Source organism: Curtobacterium sp. APC 4022, from assembly GCF_030407555.1.
Taxonomy (GTDB): Bacteria; Actinomycetota; Actinomycetes; order Actinomycetales; family Microbacteriaceae; genus Curtobacterium.
Window position 1 is genome coordinate 13,725 of sequence record NZ_JASDDD010000015.1, and the last position, 26,159, is coordinate 39,883.

Below are 26,159 nucleotides of genomic sequence, written 5' to 3' on the forward strand. Positions count from 1 at the left end.
CGATGGTGAGCACCTTCGGCTCCCTGCAGACCGCGTACTCCGGCCTCAGCGCAGCCCGCGCCGGCCTCGACGTCACCGGCCAGAACATGGCGAACGTCGGAACCACCGGCTACACCCGGCAGCGGATCGTCCAGACCGAGGTCGGCGCCCCCGCTCAGACCGGCTTCGTCCGCGGCACCGCGGCGCTCGCGGGGCAGGGCGTGTCCGTCGACGCGATCGCCCGGCTGGCGTCCTCGACGCTCGACACCCGCGTCCGCTTCTCGGCCGGCGCCGCCGCGTACGCCGACACCCGCGCCACCGCGCTCGACCAGCTCGAGACCGGCCTGCACGAGCCCGGCGCCGACGGACTGTCCGCGAAGCTCGACGGGCTCTGGTCCGCCTGGAGCGACCTCGCGACGCACCTCGACGACCCGGGCTCGGCCAGCGCCCTGATCGGCGCGGCGAAGACCGTCGCGACCGCCCTGTCCGCCGGCTCGTCCGCGATCGACGCGCAGTGGTCCGCCACCCGCTCGGCCCTCGCCACGCAGGTCGGCCAGCTCAACGACGCCGCGAAGCAGGTCGCCGACCTCAACGGGGCGATCCGCACCGCGGTGGCGTCCGGCGGCAGCGCGAACGAGCTCCTCGACCAGCGCGACCAGCTGACCGAGAAGATCGCGACCCTCACCGGTGCGGCCGTCCGCGACAACGGCGACGGCACGGTCGACGTCGTCATCGGTGGGAACCCGCTCGTGCAGGGCACCACCGCCCGCGGCGTGACGCTCGACGGCCCGCCCACCCTCGGCGCGATGAACACGACGACGGGCACCGGGCAGCCGTCGGCCCCGTCCCTCAGCTGGGTCGGTGGGTCGGTCGGTCCGGTCGCCCTCGGTGGCGGTTCGATCGCCGGCGGCCTGTCGCTGCTCGCCCCGGCGAACGACGCCCACACCGGTGGTGCCCTCGCCGAGGCCTCCGCCGCGTACGACCGCGTCGCGACCGACCTCGCCACGACCGTCAACGCCCGGCACGCCACCGGCACGACCCCCTCGGGTGCGACCGGGACCGCGTTCTTCGCCCTCGCCGCCGGGGTCCCCGCCGCACAGGGGCTGTCCGTCGTCCCCACCGACGGCTCCGGCCTCGCGACGCGGAGCGCCACCGGCCAGTTCGACGCCTCGGTGCTCACCGCCATCGCGGGCATCGGCTCGGGTGCCGGAGGCCCGGACGCGACCTGGGCGACGTTCGTGACGGGGGTGGGCAGTGCCTCCCGGACGGCGTCGTCGGAATCGACGCTGACCGGACTCGCCCTGACCAACGCGCGCACCCAGCAGCAGTCGAGCGCCGGCGTCGACATGGACGAGGAGAACGTCTCGCTGCTCGCCTACCAGCACGCCTACCAGGGTGCGGCGCGGGTCCTGACCGCCGTCGACGAGATGCTCGACACCATCATCAACCGCCTCGGCCTCGTCGGGAGGAGCTGACCGTGATCACCCGTGTGACCACCCAGATGACCATGGCCGCCGCGCAGGCGCGGCTGCAGGCCGGAGCCGCGAAGGTCGCCGACCTGACCGACCAGGCGACCACGCTCAAGGCGATCCGGAAGCCGTCCGACGACCCGGCCGGCACCGCGACCGCCATGCAGGTGCGCAAGGAGCAGGCGCAGGCCGCCCAGCACGCCCGCAACGCGGACGACGCCGTCGGCTGGCTCGCCACGACCGACACGGCCCTCGCCGACGTCGGGAACGTGCTCGGCAAGGTCCGCGACCTCACCGTGCAGGCCGCGAGCGACGGCACCATGAACCCCACCGCCCGCGACGCCTTCGTCAAGGAGCTGCAGGGGCTGAAGGCCGACCTGCTCAGCACCGCGAACACGAAGTACGGCACCCGGTCGGTGTTCGCCGGGTCCTCCCCCGCCGGGGCCGCCTACGCCGCCGACACCACGTGGGCCGGCAGCGCGAGCACGAGTGTCACCCGCGCGATCGGCTCCGGTGAGCAGGTCCGCGTCGACACCGACGGCAGCGCCGTCTTCGGGACCGGTGGCTCGTCGGTCTTCGCACTCCTCGACGGCATCGTCGCCGACCTGCAGGCAGGCACGAACGTGAACCCACGACTCACCCAGATCGACGCCGCCCAGCTCGCCGTCCGCGGCGCCCAGGCCGACGTCGGCGTCCGACACTCCGCCGCGCTGTCCGCGCAGGACTCGCTGAAGACGCTGTCCACCACCCTGGAGGGCCGCCGCTCCGGTGTCGAGGACAAGGCCCTCGCGCAGGCCGTCCTGGACCTGCAGGTCCAGAGCACCAACTACCAGGCAGCCCTCGCCGTCACCGCGAAGGTCCTGCAGCCGACCCTGATGGACTACCTCCGATGAGCATCGACCTGACCTTCCCCGTCGCACCGTTCGGCCTCGAGCCGCTGCGCTCCTTCACGCTCGACATCGTCGACGGCGCCGAGGGCCTGTTCACCCTCGTCGGCTCGGGCACCACCGACGCCGGGGTGGACGCCCCGCGGCTGTACCTGCTCGACGCCGCGGTGCACCTGCCGGACTACGCACCGCTGCTGACCGACGAGCAGGCTGCCGGCATCGGCCTGACCCGTGCCGAGGACGCGATGCTGCTCGTCGTCGCGAACCCCGACGCCGCGGGCACCACCGTCAACCTGCTCGCGCCGGTCGTGGTGAACGCCCGCACGGGTGTCGGCGCGCAGTGCATCCTCGAGGACCAGGACCTGCCGCTCCGCGCGGAGCTCGCCCGCAGCTGAGGTACGTCGGCGCCCAGCGTCCCCGGGCACCCCACGGGTAGCGTCGATCACATGTCCAGCTCCCCGAAGGACCACGACGCGATCGTGCCCCTGCCGCCCGCGCCCGTGCAGTCCGCCACCACGCCCGACGGCCAGCGCGTCCAGACCGACGCCCCCGCCTGGAACGGCTGGCTCGACCGGGCGATCTCGGTCCAGCGTCCGGCCGTCGTCGCCCACGTCGCCCGGGTCCGTCGCCGTCACCCCGACGCCTCGCCCGCCCAGGTCATCGAGATCCTGGAACGCCAGTACCTGACCGCCGTGACGTCCGGCGGAGCCGCGGTGGGTGCCAGTGCGGTCATCCCCGGCGTCGGCATGATCGCGAGCCTCGGCCTGAGCGGCGCCGAGACCGTCGGCTTCCTCGAGGCCAGCGCGCTCTTCGCCCAGTCCGTCACCGAGGTGCACGGCATCACCGTCGAGGACCCCGAGCGCGCCCGCGCCCTGGTCATGGCGATGATGCTCGGCGCACCGGGCACACAGCTCGTCAAGCAACTCGCCGGCCAGGCCGGGGGCGGTCAGGGCCGCACCGCGTTCTGGGGCGAACTCGTCACGTCGTCGCTGCCGAAGTCCGCGATCAGCGGCATCGGCGGCAAGCTCCGGGCCTCGTTCGTGAAGCGCTTCCTGACCCGTCAGGGCACCTCGGTCCTCGGTCGCGCCATCCCCTTCGGCATCGGGGCGGTCGTCGGCGGGCTCGGCAACCACGCGCTCGGTCGCAAGGTCGTGCAGTCCTCACGCAGTGCGTTCGGCCCGCCGCCCGCGCACTTCACGGTCGTGCTCGAGGCCTCCGGCGGGAAGACCGCGAAGGAGCCGAAGCCGCTGAGCAAGCGGCAGCAGCGTGCCCTGGACCGCGGTCGCGGCCACTGACGCTGCGCGCACCACGTGACGGACGGGAGGCTCCCCACCAGCTGGTGGGGAGCCTCCCGTCCGTCGTCGCGCCGGTGAGCCGCGGTGTCCCGCGCCCCTGTCAGTGCTGACGCGTCGGCGTCATGACGACCTGACCGGCATGGGCGAAGCCGCCGCCGAAGCCGAACAGCAGCGCCGGCACGCCCTCGGGGAGCTCGCCGCGGTGCCAGGCCTTCGACAACCCGAGCGGGACGCTGGCGGCCGAGGTGTTGCCGGACTCGACGACGTCGCGGACGACGTACTTGCCCTCGCCACCGAGCGCGGCGACGAGGGGCTCGATGATCCGCAGGTTCGCCTGGTGGAACGCGAACACACCGATGTCGTCGAGGGTCAGGCCGGCTCGTTCGACGACGGCGCGGGCGTGTCCCTCGGCCTCGGTGATCGCCCACCGGTAGATCGAGCGACCCTCCTGCTGGAAGATCTCGGGATCGTGCGTGACGCGCACGGCGTCCTGCAGGTGCGGCACGCTCCCCCACGAGACGGAGCTGATCTGCGGCTCGTCGGACACGCCGAGGACCGCGGCGCCGGCACCGTCGCCGACCAGGACGCAGGTCGAGCGGTCGGTCCAGTCGGCGATCCGGGAGAGCGTCTCGGACCCGATCACCAGGGCGGTGTCGGCGGAGCCGGTGCGGATCGCCTGGTCGGCCATCGCCATCGCGTACTCGAAGCCGCTGCAGGCGGTGTTGATGTCGATCGGCGCGGGGCCGTTCGACATCCCGAGTGCTGCCGCGACCCGTCCGGCCGTGTAGGGCGAGCGGTCGCGGTGGGTGGTCGAGGCGACCACGACCAGGTCCACGTCGGTCGGTGCGAGCCCGGCGTCCGCCAGGGCGTTGCGCGCGGCCTCGGTCGCCATCGACGTCACGCTGTCGTCCGGACCGGCGATGTGCCGGGTCTTGATGCCGGTGCGGGTGGTGATCCACTCGTCGTTCGTGTCGACCATGGTCGACAGTTCGTCGTTGGTGAGGATCCGGTCGGGCTGGTGGTGGCCGAACCCGATGATCCGGCTGCCTCGGAGTGCTGGGATGTTCACACCCGGCACGCTACGCCTGTCGTCCAGCGGAGCATGCCGGACGCGGCATGCGGCGGCCCGGTCAGTCGCGCGCCTTCGCGGTGGCGCGGCGGTTCGCCTTCTTGATCGCGTCGACGAGTTCGTCCTTCGTCATGCTCGATCGTCCGCTGACGTCCAGGCGCTTCGCGACGTCGAGCAGGTGCGCCTTCGAGGCGTTGGCATCGACGCCCTCCTCGGTGGTGCCGGAGCCCCGCGAGCCGGCGGCACCGGAGTCCGACGGGCCGGCGGACTCCTTCTCCTCCCAGTGGTCGCCGACCTTCTCGTACTCGTGCTTCACGGCGGCCCAGGCGGTCCGGCCGGCGCGCTGCCCGTCGCCGTACTCGGCTTCAGCGGACTTCCGGGCGGCGCGGTAGACGTCCTGCGCGTGCTCCGGGGACCGCTGCAGGGTGCTGGGGAGGTCGTCGTCGGCGGGCATGTCGGGCTCCTTCACTGCTCGGGTGGTCTGCACCGATCTGGACCGGTCGGCGGTCGGTGGGTTCCTCCACCGGTACTCCCAGGGCCTGGCAGCCGGTCGAGGGACAGGCGTAGACCTGGGTGATGGACTACACACACCTCGGACGGACAGGGCTGTCGGTGTCACGGGCAGTGCTCGGCACGATGAACTTCGGACCGGAGACCAGCGAGGACGACTCGCACGCGATCATGGACCGGGCGCACGAGCTCGGCGTGAACTTCTTCGACACCGCCAACGCCTACGGCGGCTCGGTGGGCAAGGGCGCCACCGAGGAGATCATCGGGCGCTGGTTCGCCAAGGGTGGCGGCCGACGCGACAAGACGATCCTGGCCACGAAGGTCTACGGCGACATGACCGGCTGGCCGAACGGCGGCAAGCTCAGCGCGTACAACATCCGCCAGTCGATCGACGCCTCGCTCCGTCGCCTGCAGACCGACCACATCGACCTCTACCAGATGCACCACGTCGACCGGGACACCCCCTGGGACGAGATCTGGCAGGCGATGGAGATCGCCGTCGGCCAGGGCAAGGTCCTCTACGTCGGCTCGTCGAACTTCGCCGGGTGGCACATCGCCCAGGCGCAGGAGGCCGCGGCGCACCGGAACTTCCTCGGGCTCGTCAGCGAGCAGTCGATCTACAACCTGGTCGTCCGCGACGTCGAGCGCGAGGTCCTGCCGGCCGCGCAGCACTACGGCCTCGGTGTGATCCCGTGGTCGCCGCTGCAGGGCGGACTGCTCGGTGGTGTCATCGAGAAGACCGAGAACGGGTCGCGCCGCCTGTCCGGTCGGAGCGCCGAGTACGTCGATGCCCACCGCGACCAGCTGACCGCGTACGAGTCGTTCGCGAAGGAGCTCGGCCACACACCGGGCGAACTCGCGCTGGCCTGGCTGCTGCACCAGCCGGGCGTCACCGCGCCGATCACCGGCCCGCGCACGATGGAGCAGTGGGAGTCCGCGGTCCGTGCCGTCGACGTCCGCCTCGACGACACGGCGCTCGCGCGCCTCGACGAGCTGTTCCCCGGCCACGACACCTCCCCCGAGGACTACGCCTGGTGACCTGACCCCTCGTGCGGGAAAGCGTGTCAGCGGACGCCGACCGGGCTCTTGTCCTCCTCGTCGTAGAGGACGTAGCCCTCTTCGCCGTGGACCGCAGTGTCGATGCCGGCGACCTCGTCCTCGGTCTTGACGCGGAAGCCGATCGTCTTCTCGATGATGAAGCCGATGATGAAGGCCAGGACGAACGAGTACGCACCGACGGCGCCGGCGGCCGCGGCCTGCTTGCCGAGCTGGGCGAACGAGCCGGAGTAGATCAGGCCGGTGTCGTTGGCGAAGAAGCCGAGGAACAGCGTGCCGAAGATGCCGCCGACCAGGTGCACACCGACGACGTCGAGCGAGTCGTCGAAGCCCAGACGGTACTTCCAGTCGATGGCGAAGCAGCAGACGATGCCGGCGAGGAAGCCGAGCACCAGGCCCCAACCGGGCGTCAGGTTGGCGCACGCCGGGGTGATCGCGACGAGACCGGTGACGGCACCCGAAGCGGCGCCGACCGAGGTGGCCTTGCCGTCCTTGAGCTTCTCGACGAGCAGCCAGCCGAGGATCGCAGCGGCCGGAGCGGCGAGCGTGTTCACCCAGGCGATCGAGGCGATGCCGTCAGCAGCACCCTCGGAGCCGGCGTTGAAGCCGAACCAGCCGAACCAGAGGATGGCGGCACCGAGCAGGACGAAGGGCGGGTTGTGCGGCTTGTGTGCACCCTTGGCGAAACCGACGCGCTTGCCGAGCACCAGCGCCAGGGCCAGGCCCGCGGCACCGGCGTTGATGTGCACCGCGGTACCACCGGCGAAGTCGATGACACCCCAGGTGGCGGCCCAACCCGAGGTCAGGTTGAAGACCCACGAGGCGACCGGGAAGTAGACGACCGTGACCCAGACACCGGCAAAGACCATCCACGCGCCGAACTTGGCGCGGTCGGCGATGGCGCCGGAGATGAGCGCGACGGTGATGATCGCGAACGTGGCCTGGAAGCCGACGAAGGCCATGGAGGGGTAGGCCGCGTCGATCTTCGAGGCCTTCGCCTCTTCGAACGCCTGGCCGAGGCCGAGCTGGTTCCAGTCGATGCTGAAGAACCCGACGACGCCGGAGATCGCCGTGTGGTCGCCGGGGTTGGCGAACGCGATCGCGTAGCCGTAGAGCACCCAGAGGACGCTCACCAGGGCGATCGCTCCGAACGACATCATCATCATGCTGATGACGGACTTGGCCTTCACCAATCCGCCGTAGAAGAAGGCCAGGCCGGGTGTCATGAACAACACCAGCGCGGCCATCACCAACACGAACGTCGTGTTGCCCTGATCAAGCATGTGTGCACCTCTCGTGAGCTGTGCGGCTCTCGTCCGCCTCGGGTGCGACCGAGTCTGGCGACGGCGTGTTTCACCGGAGCGCTCGGACTGTTTCGCGGAGGTAACGTCACGGCGCGTTCTGTGAACGCTGTGTTTCGTGGACCGGTCAGCGCGGTGTGCAGGTGCTCTCTACGACGTGCGAGGACGGTCAGGAGGCTCGGGGCTGGGTCTCCGCGCGCGTCAGGGCCACGACGCGGCTGGCAGCACGCAGGTACTTCTTGCGGTACCCGCCCTCGAGCATCACCTCGGGGTACACGGTGTCGAGCGGGATGCCGGACGCGACGATCCGCACCTGCGCGTCGTACAGCCGGTCGACGAGCGCCACCCAGCGGAGCGCGTCGGTCTGGTCGGTGAACGCCTGCACGTCGGTCAGGCCCACCGCGTCGAGACCGTCGACCAGCGCGACGTACTTCGACGGGTGCACCGACGCCAGGTGGGCCACGACGGAGCGGAAGTCGTCCTGCGTGACGCGGGCCGGGCCTCCCGTCCCGGAACCAGACGCCGACGCGGTCACCGTCGCCAGCACCGATGGGACGTCGTCGACGACGGAGGCGGACTCGTCGACGGCACGACGACGGAAGTCGAGGCCGTCGATGCGCATCGTGTCGAACCGGTCCGACATCGCCTGGATCTCGCGGAGGAAGTCCTGCGCGGCGAACCGGCCCTCGCCGAGCGCGCCCGGCGGGGTGTTCGACGTGGCGGCGAAGCGGGTGCCGGACTCGGACAGCTCCTTGATCAGCCGCGTCATGACCATGGTGTCGCCCGGGTCGTCGAGCTCGAACTCGTCGATGCAGACGAGCGCGGTGCCGCGGAGCAGGTCGACGGTGCCCTGGAAGCCGAGTGCGCCGACCAGGGCCGTGTACTCGATGAAGGTGCCGAACGTCTTCCGGCCGGACGCTGCGTGGTAGGCGGCGGCGAGCAGGTGGGTCTTGCCGACGCCGAACCCGCCGTCCAGGTACACGCCCGACTTCACCGGGACCTCGGGCTCCTTGCGCTTCCGGCCGAACAGGCCGCGCTTGGCGGGCTCGGGCGGCGTCGCGACGAAGGCCTCGACCGCGTCCCGGACCTCGGCCTGCGACGCGTACTCCGGGTCGGGGCGGTACGAGGCGAACGACGCGGTGGTGAACTGCGGCGGCGGCACCAGCGACTCGGCCATCTGCTGCGGGGTCACCTGCGGGTCGCGGTCCACGAGGTGGGCGACGGGAGCGAGTTCGGGCAAGACGGCCTTCCGGTGCGGAGCGTGCGTGTCGTGTTCGTCGTGCGGTGTCACGGTGCGGCGGGGACTCGGCCCGCCCGCGTACCGTTGCCGTCGACGCGCAAGGACCGATCGTAGTCCGCACGCCACCGATCCCCAGGAGGTACCCCCGATGACCGCACCGGTCGACCCGTCCGAGAAGTTCCGCTCCTACGCGCACCCCGAGCGCCTGGTGTCCACCGAGTGGCTGCAGGAGCAACTCGACGCCGGAGCCGGATCGCCGGAGCTCGTCGTGGTGGAGTCCGACGAGGACGTGCTGCTCTACGAGACCGGGCACATCCCGGGCTCGGTGAAGATCGACTGGCACACCGACCTCAACGACCCGGTGCAGCGCGACTACATCGACGGCGAGGCGTTCGCCCGCCTGGTCGGCGGCAAGGGCATCGGCCGCGACACCACCGTCGTCATCCACGGCGACAAGAACAACTGGTGGGCCGCTTACGCCCTCTGGGTCTTCACGCTCTTCGGGCACGAGGACGTCCGCCTGCTCGACGGCGGCCGGGCGAAGTGGATCGCCGAGGGCCGCGCGATGACGACCGACCGGACGACCGTCGCGCCGGTGGAGTACCCGGTCGTGGAGCGCCACGACGAGCCGGTCCGTGCCTTCAAGGACGACGTCCTCGCGCACCTCGGCAAGCCGCTCATCGACGTCCGCAGCGCCCCCGAGTACGACGGCTCCCGCACCACCGCGCCGGACTACCCGGAGGAAGGCGCTCTCCGCGGCGGCCACATCCCCACCGCCGTGAACATCCCCTGGGCGACCGCCGCCGCCGCGGACGGCACGTTCAAGTCCCGCGACGAGCTCGACGCCGTCTACCGCGACGGTGCCGGCATCGGCGACGCGGACGAGGTCATCGCCTACTGCCGCATCGGTGAGCGCTCGAGCCACACCTGGTTCGTCCTGCAGCACCTGCTCGGCTACGACAACGTCCGGAACTACGACGGCTCGTGGACCGAGTGGGGCAGCGCCGTCCGCGTCCCGATCGTGCAGGGCTCGGAGCCGGGTACGCTGCCCTCTCGATGACGGACGCAGCACTCCCCCAGCCCCTCGCCGAGATCCGCGACGACTTCCTCGCGCTCTCGTTGAACGACCGCCTGCAGCTCCTGCTCGAGTTCTCCGACGAGCTGCCGGCCCTGCCGCCGCGTCTGCAGGGCCACGAGGACGAACTCGAACGTGTCGAGGAGTGCCAGTCCCCGGTCTTCATCACCGTCACGGTCGGCGAGGACGGCGACGCCCCCGACGTCGTCCGGATGCACGCCACCGCGCCGCGCGAGTCGCCCACCACCCGCGGGTTCGCCTCGATCCTGGCGCAGGGCCTCTCCGGTCTGACCGCCGAGCAGGTGCTCGCCGTGCCGTCCGACTACCCGCTCACGATCGGGCTGTCCGAGGCGGTCAGTCCGCTGCGGATCCGCGGCATGGTCGGCATGCTCGGCCGGGTGCAGCGGCAGGTCACGGCCGCGGTCGCGTAGCTGCCTCGTTCCGGACGGGCGCGGCCCGCTCAGCGGTGACGCGCCTCCCGTCCGTCGTTCCCGCCGTCTGCTGAGCGTTCCGGCGGAACGAGCGGTGCACGTGACAGGATGGGCCCGTCAACCGACGAGGGGAACGGGACGACATGGGGAAGATCCACGGCAACGACCCGACGGGGTACTCATACGGAGACGCCGACGGACTGAAGTCCGCTGCGACGGGGCTCGCGAACGCGATCAGCGGCCAATCGGGGTCACGGGCGTCGTACGTCACGACCGCGAGCCGGGAGTTCCGGGGGTACTTCTCCCAGGTCTTCGCGGACAACGCGGACGTCGCCTCCCGAGGGGCGTCCGAGCTCGTCGGCGCTCTGCAGAGCCTGTCCGGCTTCGTCGAGCAGCTGCGTGAGGCCGCGAAGCAGGAGGACGGCCGGCGGGCGAAGGCGAAGGCCTGGGCGGCGCGCAAGAAGGAGCGCGAGGACAACCTCTTCGTCGCCGCGACCCACGAGGTCGGGACCTGGTTCGGCGCCGATGACGACCCGAAGCCACCGGAGCCGGAGCCCGAGCCGCACCGCCAGGCCGACGCCGTGACCGTGAGCGGCCGGACCATCCCGGCCGGTGGGGGTGGCGGAGGCGGCGGCACGTCGTCGGCGGTGCCCGCGGACCTCCGGTCGTTCCAGTCCGGCATCCGGTCGTGCGACGAGTCACTCGCCGGCGCGGTCTCGACCTTCCGCAATGCCCTGACCGACTACGAGTCCGGCTGCAACCCGTGCTGGGGCACGCTGAACGCGCAGTCGCTCGTGACCGCCGTGAACGACTGGCTGACCGCGAACGGTCAGGACGCGGCCTGGGCGGGCACCGTCGCGGCGCAGTTCGAGGCTGCAGGCGGTGGCACCGGACCCGCCACGCTGTCGGACGCCTCGATCTCGGCGGCCCTGGCGGCGGCCGGCATCGACGCCACGCGCGACGACCTGACCATCGGCCCGTTCTCGGCGATGGGGACCCCGCCGACGAACGGCTTCGCCGACGACCCGGTGAACACCGCGACGGGCAACTTCCTCGAGCCGGAGACGGACCTGCGCTTCGGTGGGGCCGCGGCAGCGCTGCACGTCTCGCGGATGTACAACTCGCTCGACACCCGGGTCGGGTGGTTCGGCATCGGCTGGTCGTCGGTGCTCGACGTCCGGTTGGAGCTCGGCGACGAAGTCGCGTCGATCGTGCTCGAGGACGGACGCCAGGTCGACTTCCCCCGGGACGGCGACGGCTGGGGACGCGGGGTCGGCGAGGACCTCTGGCTCCGCCGTGAGGACGCCGTGCTCGTCGTCGCCGACAACGCCGGCGGTCGATGGACGTTCACGCCGGCCGGGCTCTGGCTCGGCACCGACCGGGGGCCGGGCACCGGCGTCTCGGTCGTCCGCGGCGCCGACGACCGGATCACCCGGCTCGAGCACGAACTCGGCCGCGCGGTCCACGTCGAGTACCAGGACGACCGCGTCGCCTCCGTCTCGGCGTCGGACGGCCGCCGTGTCGAGTACCGGTACGACGACGCCCGCCGCCTCGTCGCCGCGCAGGACGCGGTCGGCACGCGACGCTACCGGTGGGACGACGCAGGCCTGGTCGACCAGGTGACCGCGGCCTCCGGCGTCGTCGAGTGCGTCAACGTGTACGACGCGCAGGGCCGTGTGGTCGAGCAGCGCACCCCGTTCGGACGCACCGTCCGGTTCGCGTACCTGCAGGGCCGGGTGACCTCGGTGTCGGACACCGACGGAACCGCCACGAACACCTGGATCTCGGACCGGAAGGGCCGCGTCGTCGGCATCGTCGACGCCGACGGCCGCCGTCAGTCGATGTCGTACGACCCGCACGGCAACCTGGTGTCGGTCACCGAGCGCGGCGGCCAGACGACCGTCCACGGGTACGACGACCGTGGCCGACGCGTCCGCACCGTGACGCCGGAGGGCGCCGACCTGACGTACGGCCACGACGAGCAGGACCGCGTCACGACGGTCGTCACGGCAGGTGGCGGTGTCGTCGAGTACGAGTACGCCGACGCGGCGGACCGCAACCCGTCGGTCGTCGTCGACCCCGTCGGCGGTCGGACCGAGCTCGAGTGGCGCGGTGGTGTGCTCGTCCGGTGCACCGACCCGACCGGGGTGAGGGTCACCTTCCACCACGACCGGTTCGGCGACGTCGTCGGCATCGAGGACGCCGACGGCGCGGTCGCACGACTCGAGCGCGACGACGCCGGTCGTGTCGTCGAAGCCCGGACACCTCTCGGCCACCGCACGCGCTACCGGTACGACGCCACCGGGCTGTTGACCTCCCGCGAGGAGCCCGACGGCGGCGTGTGGCGGTACGAACACGGTCCGGGCGGTCGGGTCACCGCGACGGTCGATCCCACCGGTGCGCGGACCGAGCTGACGTACGGGCCGCACGGCCAGGTCGTCGCCACGACCGACCCGCTCGGTCGGGTCGTCACGAAGGCCTTCGACGCGCTCGGCAACGTGACGACGGCGACCCTGCCGGACAGGGCCGAGTGGCGCTTCGTCCACGACGCGCTCTCGCGTCTCGGCACCGTGGTCGACCCGGCCGGCGGCAGCTGGACCCGCGAGTACGACGCAACCGGGCAGGTCAGCGCCACCGTCGACCCCACCGGCGTCCGGACCGACACCGAGCGCGCACGCGTCGACGGCATCGCGGTCGTGCGGAACGCATTCGAGGACGTCACCGTCCGCACGGACGAACTCGGTCGGCCGCTGTCGGTCGAACACGCCGACACCTCCGCGGAGCTGACCACCTACGACGCCGCCGGACGCCCGGTGGAACTCGTCGACGCCGACGGTGGCCTCACGGTCATCGAGCGCGACCGGGCCGGTCGTGTCGTGGCCGTGACGACGCCCGCCGGGCGGACCAGCCGCTACGAGTACGACCGCTGTGGTCGTCCCGTCGCCGCCGTCGACCCGGCCGGCGCCCGCACCACGCTGACCTACGACGCCGATTCGCGGATCACAGCGCGCACGATGCCCGACGGGACCGTCGCGCGGACCGAGTACGACGCCGTCGGCCGTGTCGTGCGCTCCCAGGTGCCGGGTGTCGGCACCGCAGAGTACCGGTACGACCGGGTCGGTCGGGTCGTCTCGGCACGGGACTCCCGGTTCGGGCAGCGGTCGTTCCGGTACGACGCCGCCGGCCAGTTGACCGCCGCGGTGAACGGACTCGGTGGGGTGACCCGCTACGAGTACGACGAGCGCGGTCGACTCGTCCGCACCACCGACCCACTCGGTGGCGTGACGGTCCGGACGTACACGCAGCTCGACAAGGTGTCGTCGTCCACTGATCCCCTGGGACGAACGACCACCGCGACCTACGACGCGGCCGGGCGCCAGTTGACCCAAACCGACCCCGACGGCAGGACCCTGCGATGGGAGCACGACGCCGCCGGGCTCGAGGTCGCCCAGTACGCCGACGATGCACTGATCGCCCGCATCGACCGCGACCCGCCCTCCCGCACGGTCACGATCACCGACCACACCCGTGGCGGGGATCCGGTGGCCCACACGCTGGAGTACAGCCGGCTCGGACAGCTCGTCCGTCGCAGCACCGACTCCCGTGAGACCCGGTGGAGCCACGACGCCGACGGCCTCCGCACCGCTGTGTACTCCCCCGACGGCACGGTCACCCGGTACGACCGCGACGCCGTCGGACGTGTCAGCCGTCTCGAGCACACTGCCTTCGGCGAGGTCCGGTACGACCACGACCCTGCCGGACGTCTGACGGGCCTCCGGGCCGGTGACCGGCTGCAGTCCTGGCGCTACGCGGACGGCCAGCTCGTCGAGCACACGACGACCGACGCCGACGGGTCCGACGTGACCCGCATCGAGCGTGATCCCGACGGGCGGATCCTGTCGGTGGACGGCCCCACCGGACGGGCCGGGTACGGCCACGACGACGGGGCACAGCTGGTCTCCGCCGAACTCGTGTCAGCGGTGGGACCTGACCACCGGTCCGACTGGGTCTACGACGCAGCCGGACGGCTCGTCGAGGAACGCACCGATGATCGAGTCCGCCGGTTCCACCACGACGCGGCAGGTCAGCTCATCCGGGTCGAGGACGGTGACGAGTCCGTCACCTACGAGTACGACGGGCGCGGCCAGCGCACGCGCGAACTCCGGAGCGACGGCAGCACCACCGACTCTCTGTGGGACGCCCGCGGGTGGCTCACGGGCACCCGGACGCAGGGTCAGGATGGCTCAGCGTCGACGGACCTGACGGTCGATGCCCTCGGTGAACTCGCCGAGGTCGACGGTGTCCCGATCACCTGGGACACCGCGGCGGCCACGCCGACGCTCCTCGCGGTCGGCGAAGCGCCGGTCCTCCGCGCTCCCGGAGGCATCACAGGAGTCGGTGACGCCTGGACGACCGCCGGCTGGCGCAGCGCCCGTGCGGCCTCGGAAGCGGACCCGTGGCAGGTCCTCGCCGACGTCGGAGGCGCGTCCCTGCCCGCGGCCGTCGGTCTGGGCGCCGACGGCACCCTGCAGGTCGCCGGACTCGAGTGGATGGGCGCCCGCGCCTACGACCCGACCACGCGCGGCTTCCTCTCCGTCGACCCGCTCGCTCCGCCCGCCGGAGCCGCCTGGGGTGGCAACCCGTACTCGTTCGCCGGCAACGACCCGCTGCACGCCCTCGACCCGCTCGGGCTCGCGCCGATCACCGACGCCGAACTCGAGGCCTACGCCGCCAGCGAGCAGGGTCCCCTGGCCCGGGCCGCAGCGGCCACGGGCGAATGGTTCAAGGACAACTGGGAGTACGTCGCCGGTGGCGCGATGGTCGTCGGCGGTGGACTCCTCATGGCCACCGGCGTCGGCGGCCCGGTCGGCATGATGCTCATCAGCGCCGGCGCGGACACCATCATCCAGAAGGCCACCACCGGCGAGGTCAACTGGGGGCAGGTCGCTGTCAGCGGAGCGTTCGGCGCGGTGGGCGGCGGCTTCGGTGCGGCGATCGGCAAGCACTTCGTCGGCAACGCGGTCGAGGGTGCCGTCGAGAACGTCGCGAACACCGTCGTCAGTGGGCAGCCGGTCACGCCGGGCAGCCTGCTGCGGAACGCTGCGGAGGGTGCGGCGACGTCGGCAGCCACCGGCGGGGTGCTCAACAAGGTGCACGTGCCGAACGCCGTCAGCAAGCTTGAGGACGTTGCGCCGACGCCCACCCCGATCTACCGCGGGATCAACGAAACGCATCACGAGTACGCCGCTGCGACGGAAGGTGTCGCGTACCCCGGCCACCTGCAGGGCCACCGGGACGCAGCGGCCCACAACGCGGGAGACAGTCGCAACAGCATGATGACGAGCTGGAGCACGGACCGATCCGTCGCTGAGCGGTTTGCTTCTGATCCAACTGGGCAGGGCGTCCTGACACCCGGCGGTCGTGGGGTCGTCCTCAGCACCGATCTGGAGCCCTACGCGAGCCGCGTCGTGCCAAGTCCCGACAACTACAACGAGTCCGAAGTCCTCATCCGCGGAGTGGTCCGCGATGCGAAAGTTGAAAGGTACGGCGACTGATGAGCGTGTTGACCGTTCGGGACCTCGACCGGATCCTCGCGCACTCCACTGTGCCGGTTCCCCCGGAGGTGGAGTCGGTGATGGCTCGTGCTCAGAAGGACGACGAGGTCTTCGCCGACCGTTTCAGCGCAGCGGAGTTCGTCGCCATGGTGCGCTCCAAGTACCTGGCCCGCGAACCGAACCTCCAGGAGCTGATCGAGCCGCTCGTCGGCCTGGGCAGCACTCCGGTCATCTTCTGCCAGGTGGAGTCCGCCGAGGAGGTGGTGTCGTTCGTGCTCGGCGAGCACGAGAACGAGGTGCTCGCTGCGACCTACCTCGATCGATCTCGGACGGCGAGGACAACCTCGCTCGGAGACCTCCGCGGGCTCCTTCGGGCGTCGCCACTCCCGGCCGCAGGCCGCGCCCTGTCCGCGATCGAAGCGCTGCCCGACGACCGGGTCCTCCGCCTCGGCGAGACCGAGGCCTCCAGCATCGCGAGGACGCTCTGGACGAAGTACAACCTGGCACGTGAGAAGGGGGTCACGGTGGTCGGACTGGAACAGTTCACGAAGGACCTCTCTGATGCTGGCCCGACGGGGGTCCTGCTGTGCTCGGCCTGGCTACAGGACTCATTGGTGACCGCAGCCCTGGACCCGACTGCTCGTCGGATCGTCGGCGTGCTCTACATCACTGATTTCCTGCCCCCGGCCAGACGTGAGACCCCCGCTCGGTGATTGCCGACCTGGCCCGCAGGAGGAGACCCGTCTTGAACAGCGAGAGGCAGTTGTACGATGTGCGGCCAGGAGACGTGTTCGGAATACCTTTCCACGGCGGGAACTACCAAGTCGGGCAAGTCATTGACGAGCACAAAGGCGCGCTCTACGTCGTGGTGTTCGACTCCACGGTCGCCACCCCAAGTCCAGGGCTGGAAGCCGTCAGTGCTGCGCTTGGCACGCCGCCCCTCCTTGCGCGGATGACCTTCGACTCCCGCTTCCGACCAGGTATGTGGGAGATCTTCGGGAGCGCGACCCCAGACCGCCGGAGGTTCCTTCCCGCCTACTCTGTCAAGACGCCGGGGCAGCAAGGTGTGGAGGTCACCAGTTTCGATGGTTCCGCGAGAACCACCGTGACAGGCGATCTCGCCGACGCCATTCCACCCCTCGTGATCGACTCTCCGATGATCCTCGAGAAGTTCGTTCGCGCACTGCACGGGGAAGGACCGTGGCTACCGTTCATGGACGACCTGATCTACCGGGAGACACCGACTTCTGCAGAGCTGTTCGGCTGACGACCAGGAAGCCCTTGCGTATGGCAGGATCATCCACGATATCTCTGACGTCGCGACTGACCCAGATCTCGAGTGGGTGGCGCAGGGTAAGGCCGGGACGACCTCCATCGCGAACGGCATTCGGCACGGCGTCGTGATTCGAGTAGTCATCAGAAACGATGAGATCATTTCCGGATTCCCTACCAACACATCGAAAAACGCGCGATGAACGACCTTGACAATTACCGCAATCAGGCACTCCGCATCATCAGCGGACTCGAAGAGCGGCTCGGAATTCAAGCATTGGAAGATGCGCGCGATCTCGTTGAATGCAACGAAGCTCCTATCGGTCTGAGCATCGCAGCAGGGCTCATCGCGGAGCGCAACCTCACTGTTCCCATGTGGATCGTCGAGGACATCAAACGTCTCTTGCAAGAGTGGCCAGAGGAACTGGCTGAGCTTCCCGAACATTTCGAGGCGCATGGCTCTGTTCTCCTCCGCGGCGATGTGCACCCGAAGGGCCGAACACCTGATCGAGGGTTCCGTATGCTGCGCCTTTTCACTCTTGACTTGATCCAAAATGAAGACGTGGGTGTCGAACTCGACGACATTCTGGAGTCTCTGCACCTGCCCGAGCTTTACTGGACAGCAGAGGACATCTTCGTCAATGTCTCCCCCGGTTCCGGATTGGAAATAACTGAACTCGAACAGGTGTCGAGCACAGCCGGTCTCCCCAAGCCGGTACTCGACCCCGCCACGTTCACTCGTCTCGTCGCAGCCACGGTGCAGTTCATCGAGGGCGAGTTCATCGGCTTCGAGGCAGCAGATGTGGGTCAGCTCGACAAAGCCGTGATCGTCATCGATGTGGTGGACGGAGCATGGTGGACGGTGATCCTCGACCTGGACCGAGTCGAAGTGAAAGACCGGTTCACTTCGATCTTCGGGGAAGGAACACCGGCGGCGGCCATGTCCCGCCGTCCACACGACCCCTGAAGGAAGGCCCGTGGTCGTCTTCGACTGGGTCGAGAACACCCCAGCGCGGCGGTGAGACGAAGGCACCGGTTCCCCTGGACGGCAACCGAGGCAGACTTGACGAGTACATCATCCCGAACGGCATCGAGAAGGGCGTGAACCAACTCGATCGGGTCAGCGGCATCAATCCGGAGTTCTGACATGCAAGAAGTCTTTTTTCTCTCCTCCACGGACAGCAAGCGATTCTCGTCCGTCTTCCGGTGCGAAGTGGAACGACCGATCGAGCTCCCGAACGGTCGCCATGCACTGATGGTCAGCTGCGATCCGCCGCTGAACGGTCAGGAGCTCGGCCACCCGCTGGGCATCGGGGAGCTGTTGCTCTGGAGTCGCTTCGAAGACGAAGACCTCTGGACCTTCCCCGCCTTCCCGCACTTCGTGCAGATCTGTCTCCCTGACGTCGATCTGCCTGTCCGTGCCATGCCTCCGAGCATCGCATGGGGCGAGATCTACAAGACCGAGGCGGACGCGCACGCCCACAAGATGAGTGCTTGCTCGCGCTCCTCGACGAAGTGATCGAGTTGGTCGGCAAGCTCCCGTAGACTCGCGAACCGCGTTCCGAGGCAGCAGGAAGCGATCGGTGAGAGCGAGCGAATGAGGACCATGTCGTTCCGCAGGAGATCAGGCCACCCGGCAACCAGGAGACCCCAGCCCGACTTCGTGACGTACCACCGCTTGATCGGCTCACAACCGATGGGCGTCCTGACGTTCCGCAACGTCGTCAACGGGATGACCATCCCCCCGCTGCGCTGGCTCGTCACCGACCTGGACATGGTCGCGCTGCCCCACTCGGACCTCAACGTCCTCGAGTGGGAGCAGAAGCTGCGCGACAGCAGCGGCGACGGGCTGTGGATCACCGACGACGACATGCGGCGCTTCGTCCGGGACAACCACCAGATGATCGACGGCGAGTTCTTCGGCTCCCCGATCGACAGCACCACGACCGACGCCTCGCAGGCAGTGATCCGCATCGACTTCTTCGACAGCACGACGGTCACGGTGACCCTGGATCGTTCGGTGATCGGGACCTCCTGGGAGTTCGAACTGTTCCTCGGGCCCGGCGTTCCCGTACCGGGCATCGGGAGCCGCGACGAGGAGACCGCCGCCCAGCAGCGCCGCGCACAGGACGAGCAACGCCGCGCACAGGAGGCACGTGACGGTCAGCAGATCCGTGCACTCGTCCGCGCGTGCCTCCAGAACGCTCGGATCGACGAGGCGCCGGCGCTCCTCACCCAGCTCGACGCAGTGGTCGACGTCACGCCGTCCGGGCGGCGCGCGTGGGCGCTCGCGCTCGAACGCGACGAGGCACCCCGCGTCGACCTCCCCGATGGACCACTGCCGGAAACCCCCAGTTACCGGACCGACGCCGAGGCAGTCGGCGGCGAGTTGCTCATCTGGGTGCACGACGGCAGGATGCAGATGGTCGAGCTCCCGTGGTTCACCGACGCGATGCCGACCGAACTGCCGTGTGTCGATCAGCTCGTGTTCCCCGCAGAGCGAGACGCCGGCGACGGCGAGAGGACACCGTGACGAACACCACGTCGGCCCCCATCCAGCTGCACCTCGCTGGCGACACGGTGGACGCCGTCACGGTCGACACCACCGTCACCGTCCGTTTCTCGAGCGGAGCAACCCTCCGGTTCGAGACAGCCTTCTCGCTGACCGAGACCGACGGCACGCACACGTTCATGGAGCCGGGCGACCCGCCCTCGCTCCTGCCGCTCCTCGCTCTGCACACGAAGGTGGTGGAACGCGGCACCGTCACCGGCGCCCGCATCGCCGTCCGCTTCGCATCGGGTGAGGTGCTGGAGGGGTGGTCCCACCGCGACCGGCCGTCGTGGCACTGGTCCGAACCAGGACGAGCGCGCCTGGACATCGACGTCCTGACCGGCGGCGAGGTCGTCGCCCGCACGCTGCCCGGAGGGACGCCGTCATGAGCGCGGGAGTGGGTCACGACGGCCCCGGAGGAGGCTCCGTGACCGACGACCACAGGCTCGATCTCACCGGCGCCCGGGTGGACGTCCTGACCATCACCTTCCAGACCTCCATCGGGTTCTCGAACGGCACGACGATGCAGTTCGAGGCCGAGTTCGCGATCACCGGTCCGGACGGGGAACGCCGGCTCGTGGACCCGACGGACCCGACATCGCTCGCACCCGTCCTGGCCCTGCACGGCGACACGGTCAGGAACGCGACACTCGACGGCGCCGACCTCCGGCTCGACTTCGCATCCGGGACGGTCCTGCAGGCCTGGCCCGACGAGTCGTACGAGTCGTGGAACCACCACGGCGCCGGGCCGGAGCCCCGGATGATCATCGCCATGCCCGGCGGTGGCCTGGCAGTCGTCGACCCACCAGCAACGTCCGACTGACCAGTCGTGCCACGATGGGGTGTCATCGGACGAGGGGAACGGACGACGTGTTCGGCAAGCGCAAGAAGGACCAGCCATCGGGCTCCGAGTTCCACCAGGCTGACAGCGAACAGCAGCTCTTCGCGCAGCTCCTGGCCGAGACCAGGGCGGACCCCGAGAAGGTCTTCACCATCGACATGGTCGGCCGCGGCACACCCGGCCGTGACCTCGACGAACAGGTCGAACGACTTCGACGCTCCGGTGTGACGGCGTCGCATCCGCCAGCCACGGAAGCAGCAGCAGCAGACCGCTCGTCCGCACGCGCCGATCCGTCCGCCGACGAGCTGGTCCCACTCAGCCGCCAGCCGTTCATCGCCGAGACCGGTGACGTCTTCTTCATCCCGGACGGCGGCGGCAGCGTGCTGCTCGGGCACGTCCTCGCGACGCTGCACGACGCGGTCTACGTCGCGGTCTTCCAGCGCCCCGAGGACCTGCCGCGCCCCGCCGACCCGCTCGTCGTGCTCGCCACGCAGCCGGTGGTGGCCGGGCTGACCCTGCCGGCACGGTTCCAGCCGGGCATGTGGGAGGTCGTCGGCAACGTCGCCCCGGACACCGCCCGCCTGCTGCCCGCGTACACCTGGGGCACGGACCTCGACGGCGTGCACGTCACCGACTTCTCCGGGTCGCGTTCCCGACCCGCGACCGAGATCGAGGCGACGACGATCCCCCGCCGCGTCGTCGTGTCGCCGTACTTCATCGACATCGCCGTCCGCGCCGTGGTCGGCCTCGTCGACTGGCACCCCGACTTCGAGCACCTCCGCTACCGCTCCACCCCGCGGTCCGTCGACCTCTTCCCCGACCGCTGAAGCTGGTAGCCGCTGAGGCGGGCAGGCGCTGCAGACGGGCCGGTCGCGGCGCGCACGTCGGGTGGTCACCACCCGACGGACGGGAGGCGCGTCATGGCTCGTCCCGCGCCTCCCGGCCGACGTCGGTCACCGTACGTCGGGAACCGCGCGCACGTCACCGCGCGCACGTCACCGCACGCATGTCACCGCACGTCGGCCGCCGGCCGCACCACGTCGGTCAGCCACGCCCGGATCCGCGCGTCGAACCAGTCCGCATCGTGGTTCCAGAGCTTGGTGTGCCGCGCGACGTGGGCGACCTCGAGCTGCACCAGGTCCGGTCTGGCGGCGGCGAGGGCGTACGACGCCGATGACGGCACGAACCCGTCGTCGTCGCTGTGCAGCAGCAGGATCGGCACCCGCAGTTCGTCGGCGCGGGCGACCATGTCGAGTTCCCGCAGGTCGATCGGCTGGTCCAGTCCGGCGACCCGGTGGACGACGGGCGTGCGGAGGACCCACTGCGCCACCTTCCGCACCGGTCGGGGCAGCCGGAGCGCCCGGCTCTGCGACTTCAGGACCGCATGCCAGTCGACGACCGCCGACTCCAGGACGACGCCGCTGACGAGCCCGGCGAGGCCGGAGCGCACCAGGGTCTGCAGGACGACGGCGCCGCCCATCGACCAGCCCATGAGCACGACGCTCGTGGCGCCCTGCTGCGCGACCCAGTCCAGGGCTGCGTCGACGTCCTCCCACTCGGTCGACCCCAGGCCGTAGCGACCGTCCGGGCTCGGTGGTGCGACGCCGTCGTTCCGCCACGACGCCAGCAGGACCGAGTAGCCGGCGGCCCGGAACACGGGTACCGCACGGATCGTCTCGGCCCGGGTCACGCCCCGGCCGTGCACCAGGACGGCCCAGGGCGCGGCCGGGTCCTCGGCACGGACGACCCAGGCGGGGGCAGGGCCGTTCGGGGTCTGCACGTCGACGTCCTCGACCGGCACCCCGAGCTCCCCCGGGGTCAGGTAGAACCAGCCGCCCCACCGACCGCGTCGGGCGACGGTGGGGTCGCCGGCGTCGACGGCGATGACCCGGCGGGTGACGGTCGTGTCGGTGGTGTCGAGCACCTCGCCGACCCGCATGTGCCCCGTCGCACCACCGAACCACAGGCTGTACCGACCCGGGGACTCGGTGTCGGGACTGCGTCCCAGGGAGACGGTGCGTGCCTCCAGGTCGACGGCCGTGATCGGCACCCGCTCGGTGCGCTTGCGGTCCGGGGTGACCACGGCCCGGGCGACGGCGGCGACCGACCCGGCGACGACGGCGACCCCGACCGCGGCGGCGATGAGGCCGGCACCCAGCGCGAGGAGGCCGACGGACCGGACGGCATCGGGACGGCGGGCCATGCGGGCCTTCCAGGACGAGGACGACTCAGGACGAGGGCGACTGCGGGCAGCACGACTGCGGGGCGGACGGCGTGCCGCCCGTACCGGTGCTGGGTCCGGAGCCTAGTCTGCATCCGTGCCCGAATCCCGAGACCCCGACGCCGAACCGGAGGCGTTCGCGCGTCTCCGCTCGTTCGTGTCGAGCGGCAGGACCCGCACCGAGACCACGGTCACCGAGATCCCGTCGCCGAGTCGCATCGCCCCGTTCTCGCTCGCCCTGGCGGCGGACGTGTCGGGCGCGGTGCACGGTGTGGACTCCGACCTCGGCACCGGACGCTTCATCGCCCTGCACGACCCCGCGGAGCCGGAGGGGTGGGGCGGCGCGTACCGCATCGTCACCTTCGCGCAGGCCCCGCTCGAGCCGGAGATCGGCGTCGACGAGTTCGTCGCCGACGTCACCTGGAGCTGGCTCGTCGACGCCCTCGACGCGCACGGCGCCCGGTACGGCAACGCGTCCGGCACGGCGACGAAGATCATCTCGCGCGGGTACGGCGAACTCGCGGCACAGGGCGACGGTGCCCAGCTGGAACTGCGGGCGTCGTGGACGCCCCTCGACGACGACCTGACGCCGCACGTGCAGGCGTGGGAGGAGATCGTGGCGATGCTCGCCGGACTCCCCCCGGCCTCGGACGGTGTCTCGCTCCTGGCCCCCCGGAGGCTCGCCCGTGACTGACGCCGATCCCGCCTACGAGGACGCGCACGCCGCCGTTCACGTCATCGAGGAGCGCGACGAGTACCTCGACGCGGTCGCCCGACTGGCCGCCGGCACCGGTCCGGTCGCGGTCGACGCCGAGCGCGCCAGCGGGTACCGCTACTCGCAGCGGGCCTACCTGATCCAGGTGTTCCGCCGCGGGTCCGGTTCGTTCCTGTTCGACCCGATCGCGATCGGCGACTTCGCCGACCTGCAGGCCGCGCTCGTCGACGAGGAGTGGGTGTTCCACGCCGCGTCGCAGGACCTGCCGTGCCTCCGCGAGGTCGGCCTGGTCCCGACCCGGATCTTCGACACCGAGCTCGGCGCGCGCATCGCCGGGTTCCCCCGTGTCGGCCTCGGTGCGGTCGTCGAGCAGCTGCTCGGCATCACCCTGGCGAAGGCGCACTCCGCCGCGGACTGGTCGACCCGGCCGCTGCCCCAGGCCTGGCTCGTGTACGCCGCCCTCGACGTCGAACTGCTGCCGGACCTCCGCGACTCGCTCGCCGCGGTCCTCGAAGCAGCCGGCAAGGCACGCATCGCGGAGGAGGAGTTCGCCGCCGTCCTCGCCCGTGCGCCGAAGCCGCCGCGCGCCGAGCCCTGGCGCCGGCTGTCGGGCATGAACGTGCTCCGCGGTGCCCGGGCGCTCGCGATCGCCCGGTCGCTGTGGCTCGCCCGCGACGCGTACGCGCAGGAGACCGACATCGCCCCCGGCCGGACCATCCCGGACTCGGCGATCGTGGCCGCCGCCGCTGCCGCCCCGACCTCGCGTGCCGAACTCGGCGCGCTGAAGTCCTTCACGGGTCGCGCCAGCCGCTCCGAACTCGACCGGTGGTGGGCCGCCCTCGAGGAGGGTCGCACCACCGAGGACCTGCCGCGCCTGCGTGGCGGGAGCGAGCCGAGCCTCCCGCCGCCCCGTGCATGGGCCGAACGCAACCCGGCCGCCGACCGCCGGTACCGGGCCGCCCGGGCCGCCGTCACCGCGCGTGCCGCCGAGCTCGACCTGCCCGTCGAGAACCTGCTGACGCCGGAGACGCTCCGTTTGGTGTCCTGGACGCCGCCGAAGACCGTCGCGACCGAGACCGTCGGGGCGACCCTCGCGTCGCACGACGCCCGGCCGTGGCAGGTCGAGGAGACCGCGTCGGTCATCGCGCACGCGTTCGAGGTGGCTGCGGACCGGTCCGTCGAGGACCCGGCGGCCGAGGTCACGGCGACCACGGCCTCCCGTCCGGACGACACGACGGCGGACGCCGACGCGCTCGGCGCGACCGACGACCCGGATGCCGACGCGCAGACCGGCGACGCCGCGCTTGTCGCAGACGGACAGGCCGACGACGCCACCGGGACCACCGGCTCGTAGGAACCGCCCAACCGACGAGCCCCTGCCCAGCCGGGGGTACTAGCGTCGGAGCGTCGCCGGGCGAGGCCCGGCCGGTCGGGGTGACACGTCGCTCCGACCCGATCGTTGTGGATCTGGAGGCTCGCATTGCCGAAGACATCAGACGTCGTGTTCGTGGACGGTGTCCGTACCCCGTTCGGCCGCGCCGGTGAGAAGGGGGTGTTCTGGCGGACCCGCGCCGACGACCTCGCCGTGCACGCGATGCGTGGGCTGCTCGACCGGAACAGCTCGCTCGACGGAGCCGCCGTCGACGACGTCGCGGTCGCCGCGACCACCCAGCAGGGCGACCAGGGCCTGACCCTCGGACGCACCGTCGGGATGCTCGCCGGCCTGCCGAAGTCCGTCCCCGGCTACGCCATCGACCGCATGTGCGCGGGTGCGATGACGAGCGTCACCACCCTCGCCGGCGCGATCGCGTTCGGTGCCGCCGACGTCGCCATCGCCGGCGGGGTCGAGCACATGGGTCGTCACCCGATGGGCTTCAACGCCGACCCGAACCCCCGCTTCGTCGCGGAGCGCATGGTGGCCCCCGACGCGCTCGTGATGGGCAACACCGCCGAGCGCCTGCACGACCGTTTCCCCGCCATCACGAAGGACCGCACCGACGCGTTCGCCGTGCAGTCCCAGCAGCGCTACGCCGCCGCCTGGGGCGCCGGCAAGCTGCAACCGGACGTCATCCCGGTCGAGGTGAACACCGGTCAGGGCTGGGACATCGTGTCGGCCGACGAGCCGCCGCGTCCCGGCACCACCCTGGAGGCCCTGGCCGCGCTGAAGACGCCGTTCCGGTCCCACGGACGGGTCACCGCCGGCAACGCCGCCGGCCTGAACGACGGCGCGACGATGAGTCTGCTGGCCTCGGACGCCGGTGCGAAGGAGCACGGGCTGCCGACGAAGATGCGCATGGTCTCGTTCGCCTTCGCGGGTGTCGAGCCCGAGGTGATGGGCGTCGGCCCCGTGCCCGCGACCGACAAGGCGCTCTCGAAGGCCGGCCTGTCGATCGACGACATCGGCCTGTTCGAGATCAACGAGGCGTTCGCGGTGCAGGTGCTCGCGTTCCTCGACAACTACGGCATCGCGCAGGACTCCCCGAACGTCAACGCCTGGGGTGGCGCGATCGCCGTCGGGCACCCGCTCGCGTCGAGTGGTGTGCGTCTGATGACCCAGCTCGCCGCACAGTTCGCCGAGCGTCCGGACGTCAAGTACGGCATCACGACGATGTGCATCGGGCTCGGCCAGGGCGGCACCGTCATCTGGGAGAACCCGAACTTCAGCAAGTCCGCGGCACGGAAGGCGGCCTGA

Annotated in this window: 24 protein-coding genes; 19 read left to right on the forward strand and 5 right to left on the reverse strand. The window is 70.8% G+C overall.

The genetic code is table 11. From position 1 onward, the window contains the following. The first annotated feature begins 2 nt into the window (after positions 1-2). From flgK to QL987_RS06965, 4 genes are read left to right on the forward strand one after another with little or no spacing between them, the layout of a single operon-like run. Positions 3-1,454 carry a flagellar hook-associated protein FlgK gene (gene flgK, locus QL987_RS06950; RefSeq protein WP_290156913.1) on the forward strand — a complete coding sequence of 484 codons (1,452 nt, stop codon included), beginning with the start codon at positions 3-5 and terminating at the stop codon, positions 1,452-1,454. A gap of 2 nt (positions 1,455-1,456) precedes the next feature. Next, positions 1,457-2,341 carry a flagellar hook-associated protein FlgL gene (gene flgL / locus QL987_RS06955; protein WP_290156914.1) on the forward strand — a complete coding sequence of 295 codons (885 nt, stop codon included), beginning with the start codon at positions 1,457-1,459 and terminating at the stop codon, positions 2,339-2,341. Continuing rightward, positions 2,338-2,730 (forward strand): flagellar assembly protein FliW, encoded by a 393-nt coding sequence (locus QL987_RS06960; protein ID WP_290156915.1) that lies wholly within the window; start codon positions 2,338-2,340, stop codon positions 2,728-2,730. The genes flgL and QL987_RS06960 overlap by 4 nt, the downstream gene beginning before the upstream one ends. Before the next feature lie 51 nt (positions 2,731-2,781). Continuing rightward, positions 2,782-3,630, forward strand: a complete 849-nt coding sequence (locus QL987_RS06965) for a hypothetical protein (protein WP_290156916.1) — start codon at positions 2,782-2,784, stop codon at positions 3,628-3,630. Positions 3,631-3,730: 100 nt separating this feature from the next. Here QL987_RS06965 and QL987_RS06970 read toward each other — a convergent pair whose 3' ends face one another. Together QL987_RS06970 and QL987_RS06975 are read right to left on the reverse strand one after the other, a co-directional pair. Then, positions 3,731-4,699, reverse strand: a complete 969-nt coding sequence (locus QL987_RS06970) for a beta-ketoacyl-ACP synthase III (protein WP_290156917.1) — start codon at positions 4,697-4,699, stop codon at positions 3,731-3,733. A 61-nt stretch (positions 4,700-4,760) separates the two neighbouring features. Further along, positions 4,761-5,153 carry a ChaB family protein gene (locus QL987_RS06975; protein WP_111073313.1) on the reverse strand — a complete coding sequence of 131 codons (393 nt, stop codon included), beginning with the start codon at positions 5,151-5,153 and terminating at the stop codon, positions 4,761-4,763. Positions 5,154-5,275: 122 nt separating this feature from the next. On the opposite strand from QL987_RS06975, the gene QL987_RS06980 reads away from it, so the two are divergent. Further along, positions 5,276-6,247, forward strand: a complete 972-nt coding sequence (locus QL987_RS06980) for an aldo/keto reductase (RefSeq protein WP_290156918.1) — start codon at positions 5,276-5,278, stop codon at positions 6,245-6,247. Between the two features lie 26 nt (positions 6,248-6,273). Here QL987_RS06980 and QL987_RS06985 read toward each other — a convergent pair whose 3' ends face one another. Both QL987_RS06985 and zapE read right to left on the reverse strand, forming a co-directional pair. Next, complete coding sequence (locus tag QL987_RS06985; RefSeq protein ID WP_290156919.1) at positions 6,274-7,548, reverse strand: ammonium transporter; 1,275 nt, start codon at positions 7,546-7,548, stop codon at positions 6,274-6,276. A 187-nt stretch (positions 7,549-7,735) separates the two neighbouring features. Further along, complete coding sequence (gene zapE / locus QL987_RS06990; RefSeq protein WP_258376604.1) at positions 7,736-8,806, reverse strand: cell division protein ZapE; 1,071 nt, start codon at positions 8,804-8,806, stop codon at positions 7,736-7,738. Positions 8,807-8,954: 148 nt separating this feature from the next. Between zapE and QL987_RS06995 the strand changes: the two genes are divergently transcribed. The 11 genes from QL987_RS06995 to QL987_RS07045 all read left to right on the forward strand — a co-directional run bounded on the left by QL987_RS06995 (position 8,955) and on the right by QL987_RS07045 (position 21,358). Next, the gene (locus tag QL987_RS06995) at positions 8,955-9,866 is read left to right on the forward strand and encodes a sulfurtransferase (protein ID WP_111073310.1); all 912 of its coding nucleotides are present in this window, start codon (positions 8,955-8,957) and stop codon (positions 9,864-9,866) included. After that, positions 9,863-10,312 (forward strand): SufE family protein, encoded by a 450-nt coding sequence (locus QL987_RS07000; protein WP_221851947.1) that lies wholly within the window; start codon positions 9,863-9,865, stop codon positions 10,310-10,312. The genes QL987_RS06995 and QL987_RS07000 overlap by 4 nt, the downstream gene beginning before the upstream one ends. Positions 10,313-10,455: 143 nt before the next feature. Further along, positions 10,456-15,867, forward strand: a complete 5,412-nt coding sequence (locus tag QL987_RS07005; protein ID WP_290156920.1) for a DUF6531 domain-containing protein — start codon at positions 10,456-10,458, stop codon at positions 15,865-15,867. Beyond that, positions 15,867-16,580 (forward strand): hypothetical protein, encoded by a 714-nt coding sequence (locus QL987_RS07010; RefSeq protein WP_290156921.1) that lies wholly within the window; start codon positions 15,867-15,869, stop codon positions 16,578-16,580. The genes QL987_RS07005 and QL987_RS07010 overlap by 1 nt, the downstream gene beginning before the upstream one ends. Beyond that, positions 16,577-17,134, forward strand: coding sequence for a hypothetical protein (locus QL987_RS07015; RefSeq protein WP_290156922.1), 558 nt, complete (start codon positions 16,577-16,579; stop codon positions 17,132-17,134). Before QL987_RS07010 ends, QL987_RS07015 begins: the two co-directional genes overlap by 4 nt. 204 nt (positions 17,135-17,338) lie before the next feature. Then, positions 17,339-18,106: a hypothetical protein gene (locus tag QL987_RS07020; RefSeq protein WP_290156923.1), complete on the forward strand. Its 768-nt coding sequence runs from the start codon at positions 17,339-17,341 to the stop codon at positions 18,104-18,106. 180 nt (positions 18,107-18,286) lie between these two features. Further along, the gene (locus tag QL987_RS07025) at positions 18,287-18,658 is read left to right on the forward strand and encodes a hypothetical protein (RefSeq protein ID WP_290156924.1); all 372 of its coding nucleotides are present in this window, start codon (positions 18,287-18,289) and stop codon (positions 18,656-18,658) included. A gap of 159 nt (positions 18,659-18,817) precedes the next feature. Next, positions 18,818-19,672: a hypothetical protein gene (locus QL987_RS07030; protein ID WP_290156925.1), complete on the forward strand. Its 855-nt coding sequence runs from the start codon at positions 18,818-18,820 to the stop codon at positions 19,670-19,672. Beyond that, positions 19,669-20,079 carry a DUF6188 family protein gene (locus QL987_RS07035; RefSeq protein ID WP_290156926.1) on the forward strand — a complete coding sequence of 137 codons (411 nt, stop codon included), beginning with the start codon at positions 19,669-19,671 and terminating at the stop codon, positions 20,077-20,079. The genes QL987_RS07030 and QL987_RS07035 overlap by 4 nt, the downstream gene beginning before the upstream one ends. 38 nt (positions 20,080-20,117) lie before the next feature. Further along, on the forward strand, positions 20,118-20,513 hold the full coding sequence (locus QL987_RS07040; protein WP_111073298.1) for a DUF6188 family protein: 396 nt from the start codon (positions 20,118-20,120) through the stop codon (positions 20,511-20,513). A 47-nt stretch (positions 20,514-20,560) separates the two neighbouring features. Continuing rightward, positions 20,561-21,358 carry a hypothetical protein gene (locus tag QL987_RS07045; RefSeq protein WP_290156928.1) on the forward strand — a complete coding sequence of 266 codons (798 nt, stop codon included), beginning with the start codon at positions 20,561-20,563 and terminating at the stop codon, positions 21,356-21,358. 182 nt (positions 21,359-21,540) lie between these two features. On the opposite strand, the gene QL987_RS07050 is transcribed toward QL987_RS07045, so the two are convergent. Next, on the reverse strand, positions 21,541-22,734 hold the full coding sequence (locus tag QL987_RS07050) for an alpha/beta fold hydrolase (RefSeq protein ID WP_290156929.1): 1,194 nt from the start codon (positions 22,732-22,734) through the stop codon (positions 21,541-21,543). A 115-nt stretch (positions 22,735-22,849) separates the two neighbouring features. On the opposite strand from QL987_RS07050, the gene QL987_RS07055 reads away from it, so the two are divergent. From QL987_RS07055 to QL987_RS07065, 3 genes are all read left to right on the forward strand, one after another. Continuing rightward, on the forward strand, positions 22,850-23,446 hold the full coding sequence (locus QL987_RS07055; RefSeq protein ID WP_221851915.1) for a DUF3000 domain-containing protein: 597 nt from the start codon (positions 22,850-22,852) through the stop codon (positions 23,444-23,446). After that, complete coding sequence (locus tag QL987_RS07060; RefSeq protein WP_253462892.1) at positions 23,439-24,821, forward strand: HRDC domain-containing protein; 1,383 nt, start codon at positions 23,439-23,441, stop codon at positions 24,819-24,821. Before QL987_RS07055 ends, QL987_RS07060 begins: the two co-directional genes overlap by 8 nt. 126 nt (positions 24,822-24,947) lie before the next feature. Then, entirely contained in the window at positions 24,948-26,159 is a 1,212-nt protein-coding gene (locus QL987_RS07065; protein ID WP_204607990.1) for a thiolase family protein, read from the forward strand.

Bases quoted from the DNA above. Each gene is read 5' to 3' on its own strand.
- QL987_RS06995 (WP_111073310.1), top strand. From the start codon at position 8,955: ATGACCGCACCGGTCGACCCGTCCGAGAAGTTCCGCTCCTACGCGCAC.
- QL987_RS06965 (WP_290156916.1), top strand. From the start codon at position 2,782: ATGTCCAGCTCCCCGAAGGACCACGACGCGATCGTGCCCCTGCCGCCC.
- QL987_RS06985 (WP_290156919.1), bottom strand. From the start codon at position 7,548: ATGCTTGATCAGGGCAACACGACGTTCGTGTTGGTGATGGCCGCGCTG.
- QL987_RS06980 (WP_290156918.1), top strand. From the start codon at position 5,276: ATGGACTACACACACCTCGGACGGACAGGGCTGTCGGTGTCACGGGCA.
- QL987_RS07005 (WP_290156920.1), top strand. From the start codon at position 10,456: ATGGGGAAGATCCACGGCAACGACCCGACGGGGTACTCATACGGAGAC.
- QL987_RS07000 (WP_221851947.1), top strand. From the start codon at position 9,863: ATGACGGACGCAGCACTCCCCCAGCCCCTCGCCGAGATCCGCGACGAC.
- QL987_RS07020 (WP_290156923.1), top strand. From the start codon at position 17,339: ATGAACGACCTTGACAATTACCGCAATCAGGCACTCCGCATCATCAGC.
- QL987_RS07050 (WP_290156929.1), bottom strand. From the start codon at position 22,734: ATGGCCCGCCGTCCCGATGCCGTCCGGTCCGTCGGCCTCCTCGCGCTG.
- QL987_RS06975 (WP_111073313.1), bottom strand. From the start codon at position 5,153: ATGCCCGCCGACGACGACCTCCCCAGCACCCTGCAGCGGTCCCCGGAG.
- QL987_RS07025 (WP_290156924.1), top strand. From the start codon at position 18,287: ATGCAAGAAGTCTTTTTTCTCTCCTCCACGGACAGCAAGCGATTCTCG.
- flgK (WP_290156913.1), top strand. From the start codon at position 3: ATGGTGAGCACCTTCGGCTCCCTGCAGACCGCGTACTCCGGCCTCAGC.
- QL987_RS06960 (WP_290156915.1), top strand. From the start codon at position 2,338: ATGAGCATCGACCTGACCTTCCCCGTCGCACCGTTCGGCCTCGAGCCG.
- QL987_RS07010 (WP_290156921.1), top strand. From the start codon at position 15,867: ATGAGCGTGTTGACCGTTCGGGACCTCGACCGGATCCTCGCGCACTCC.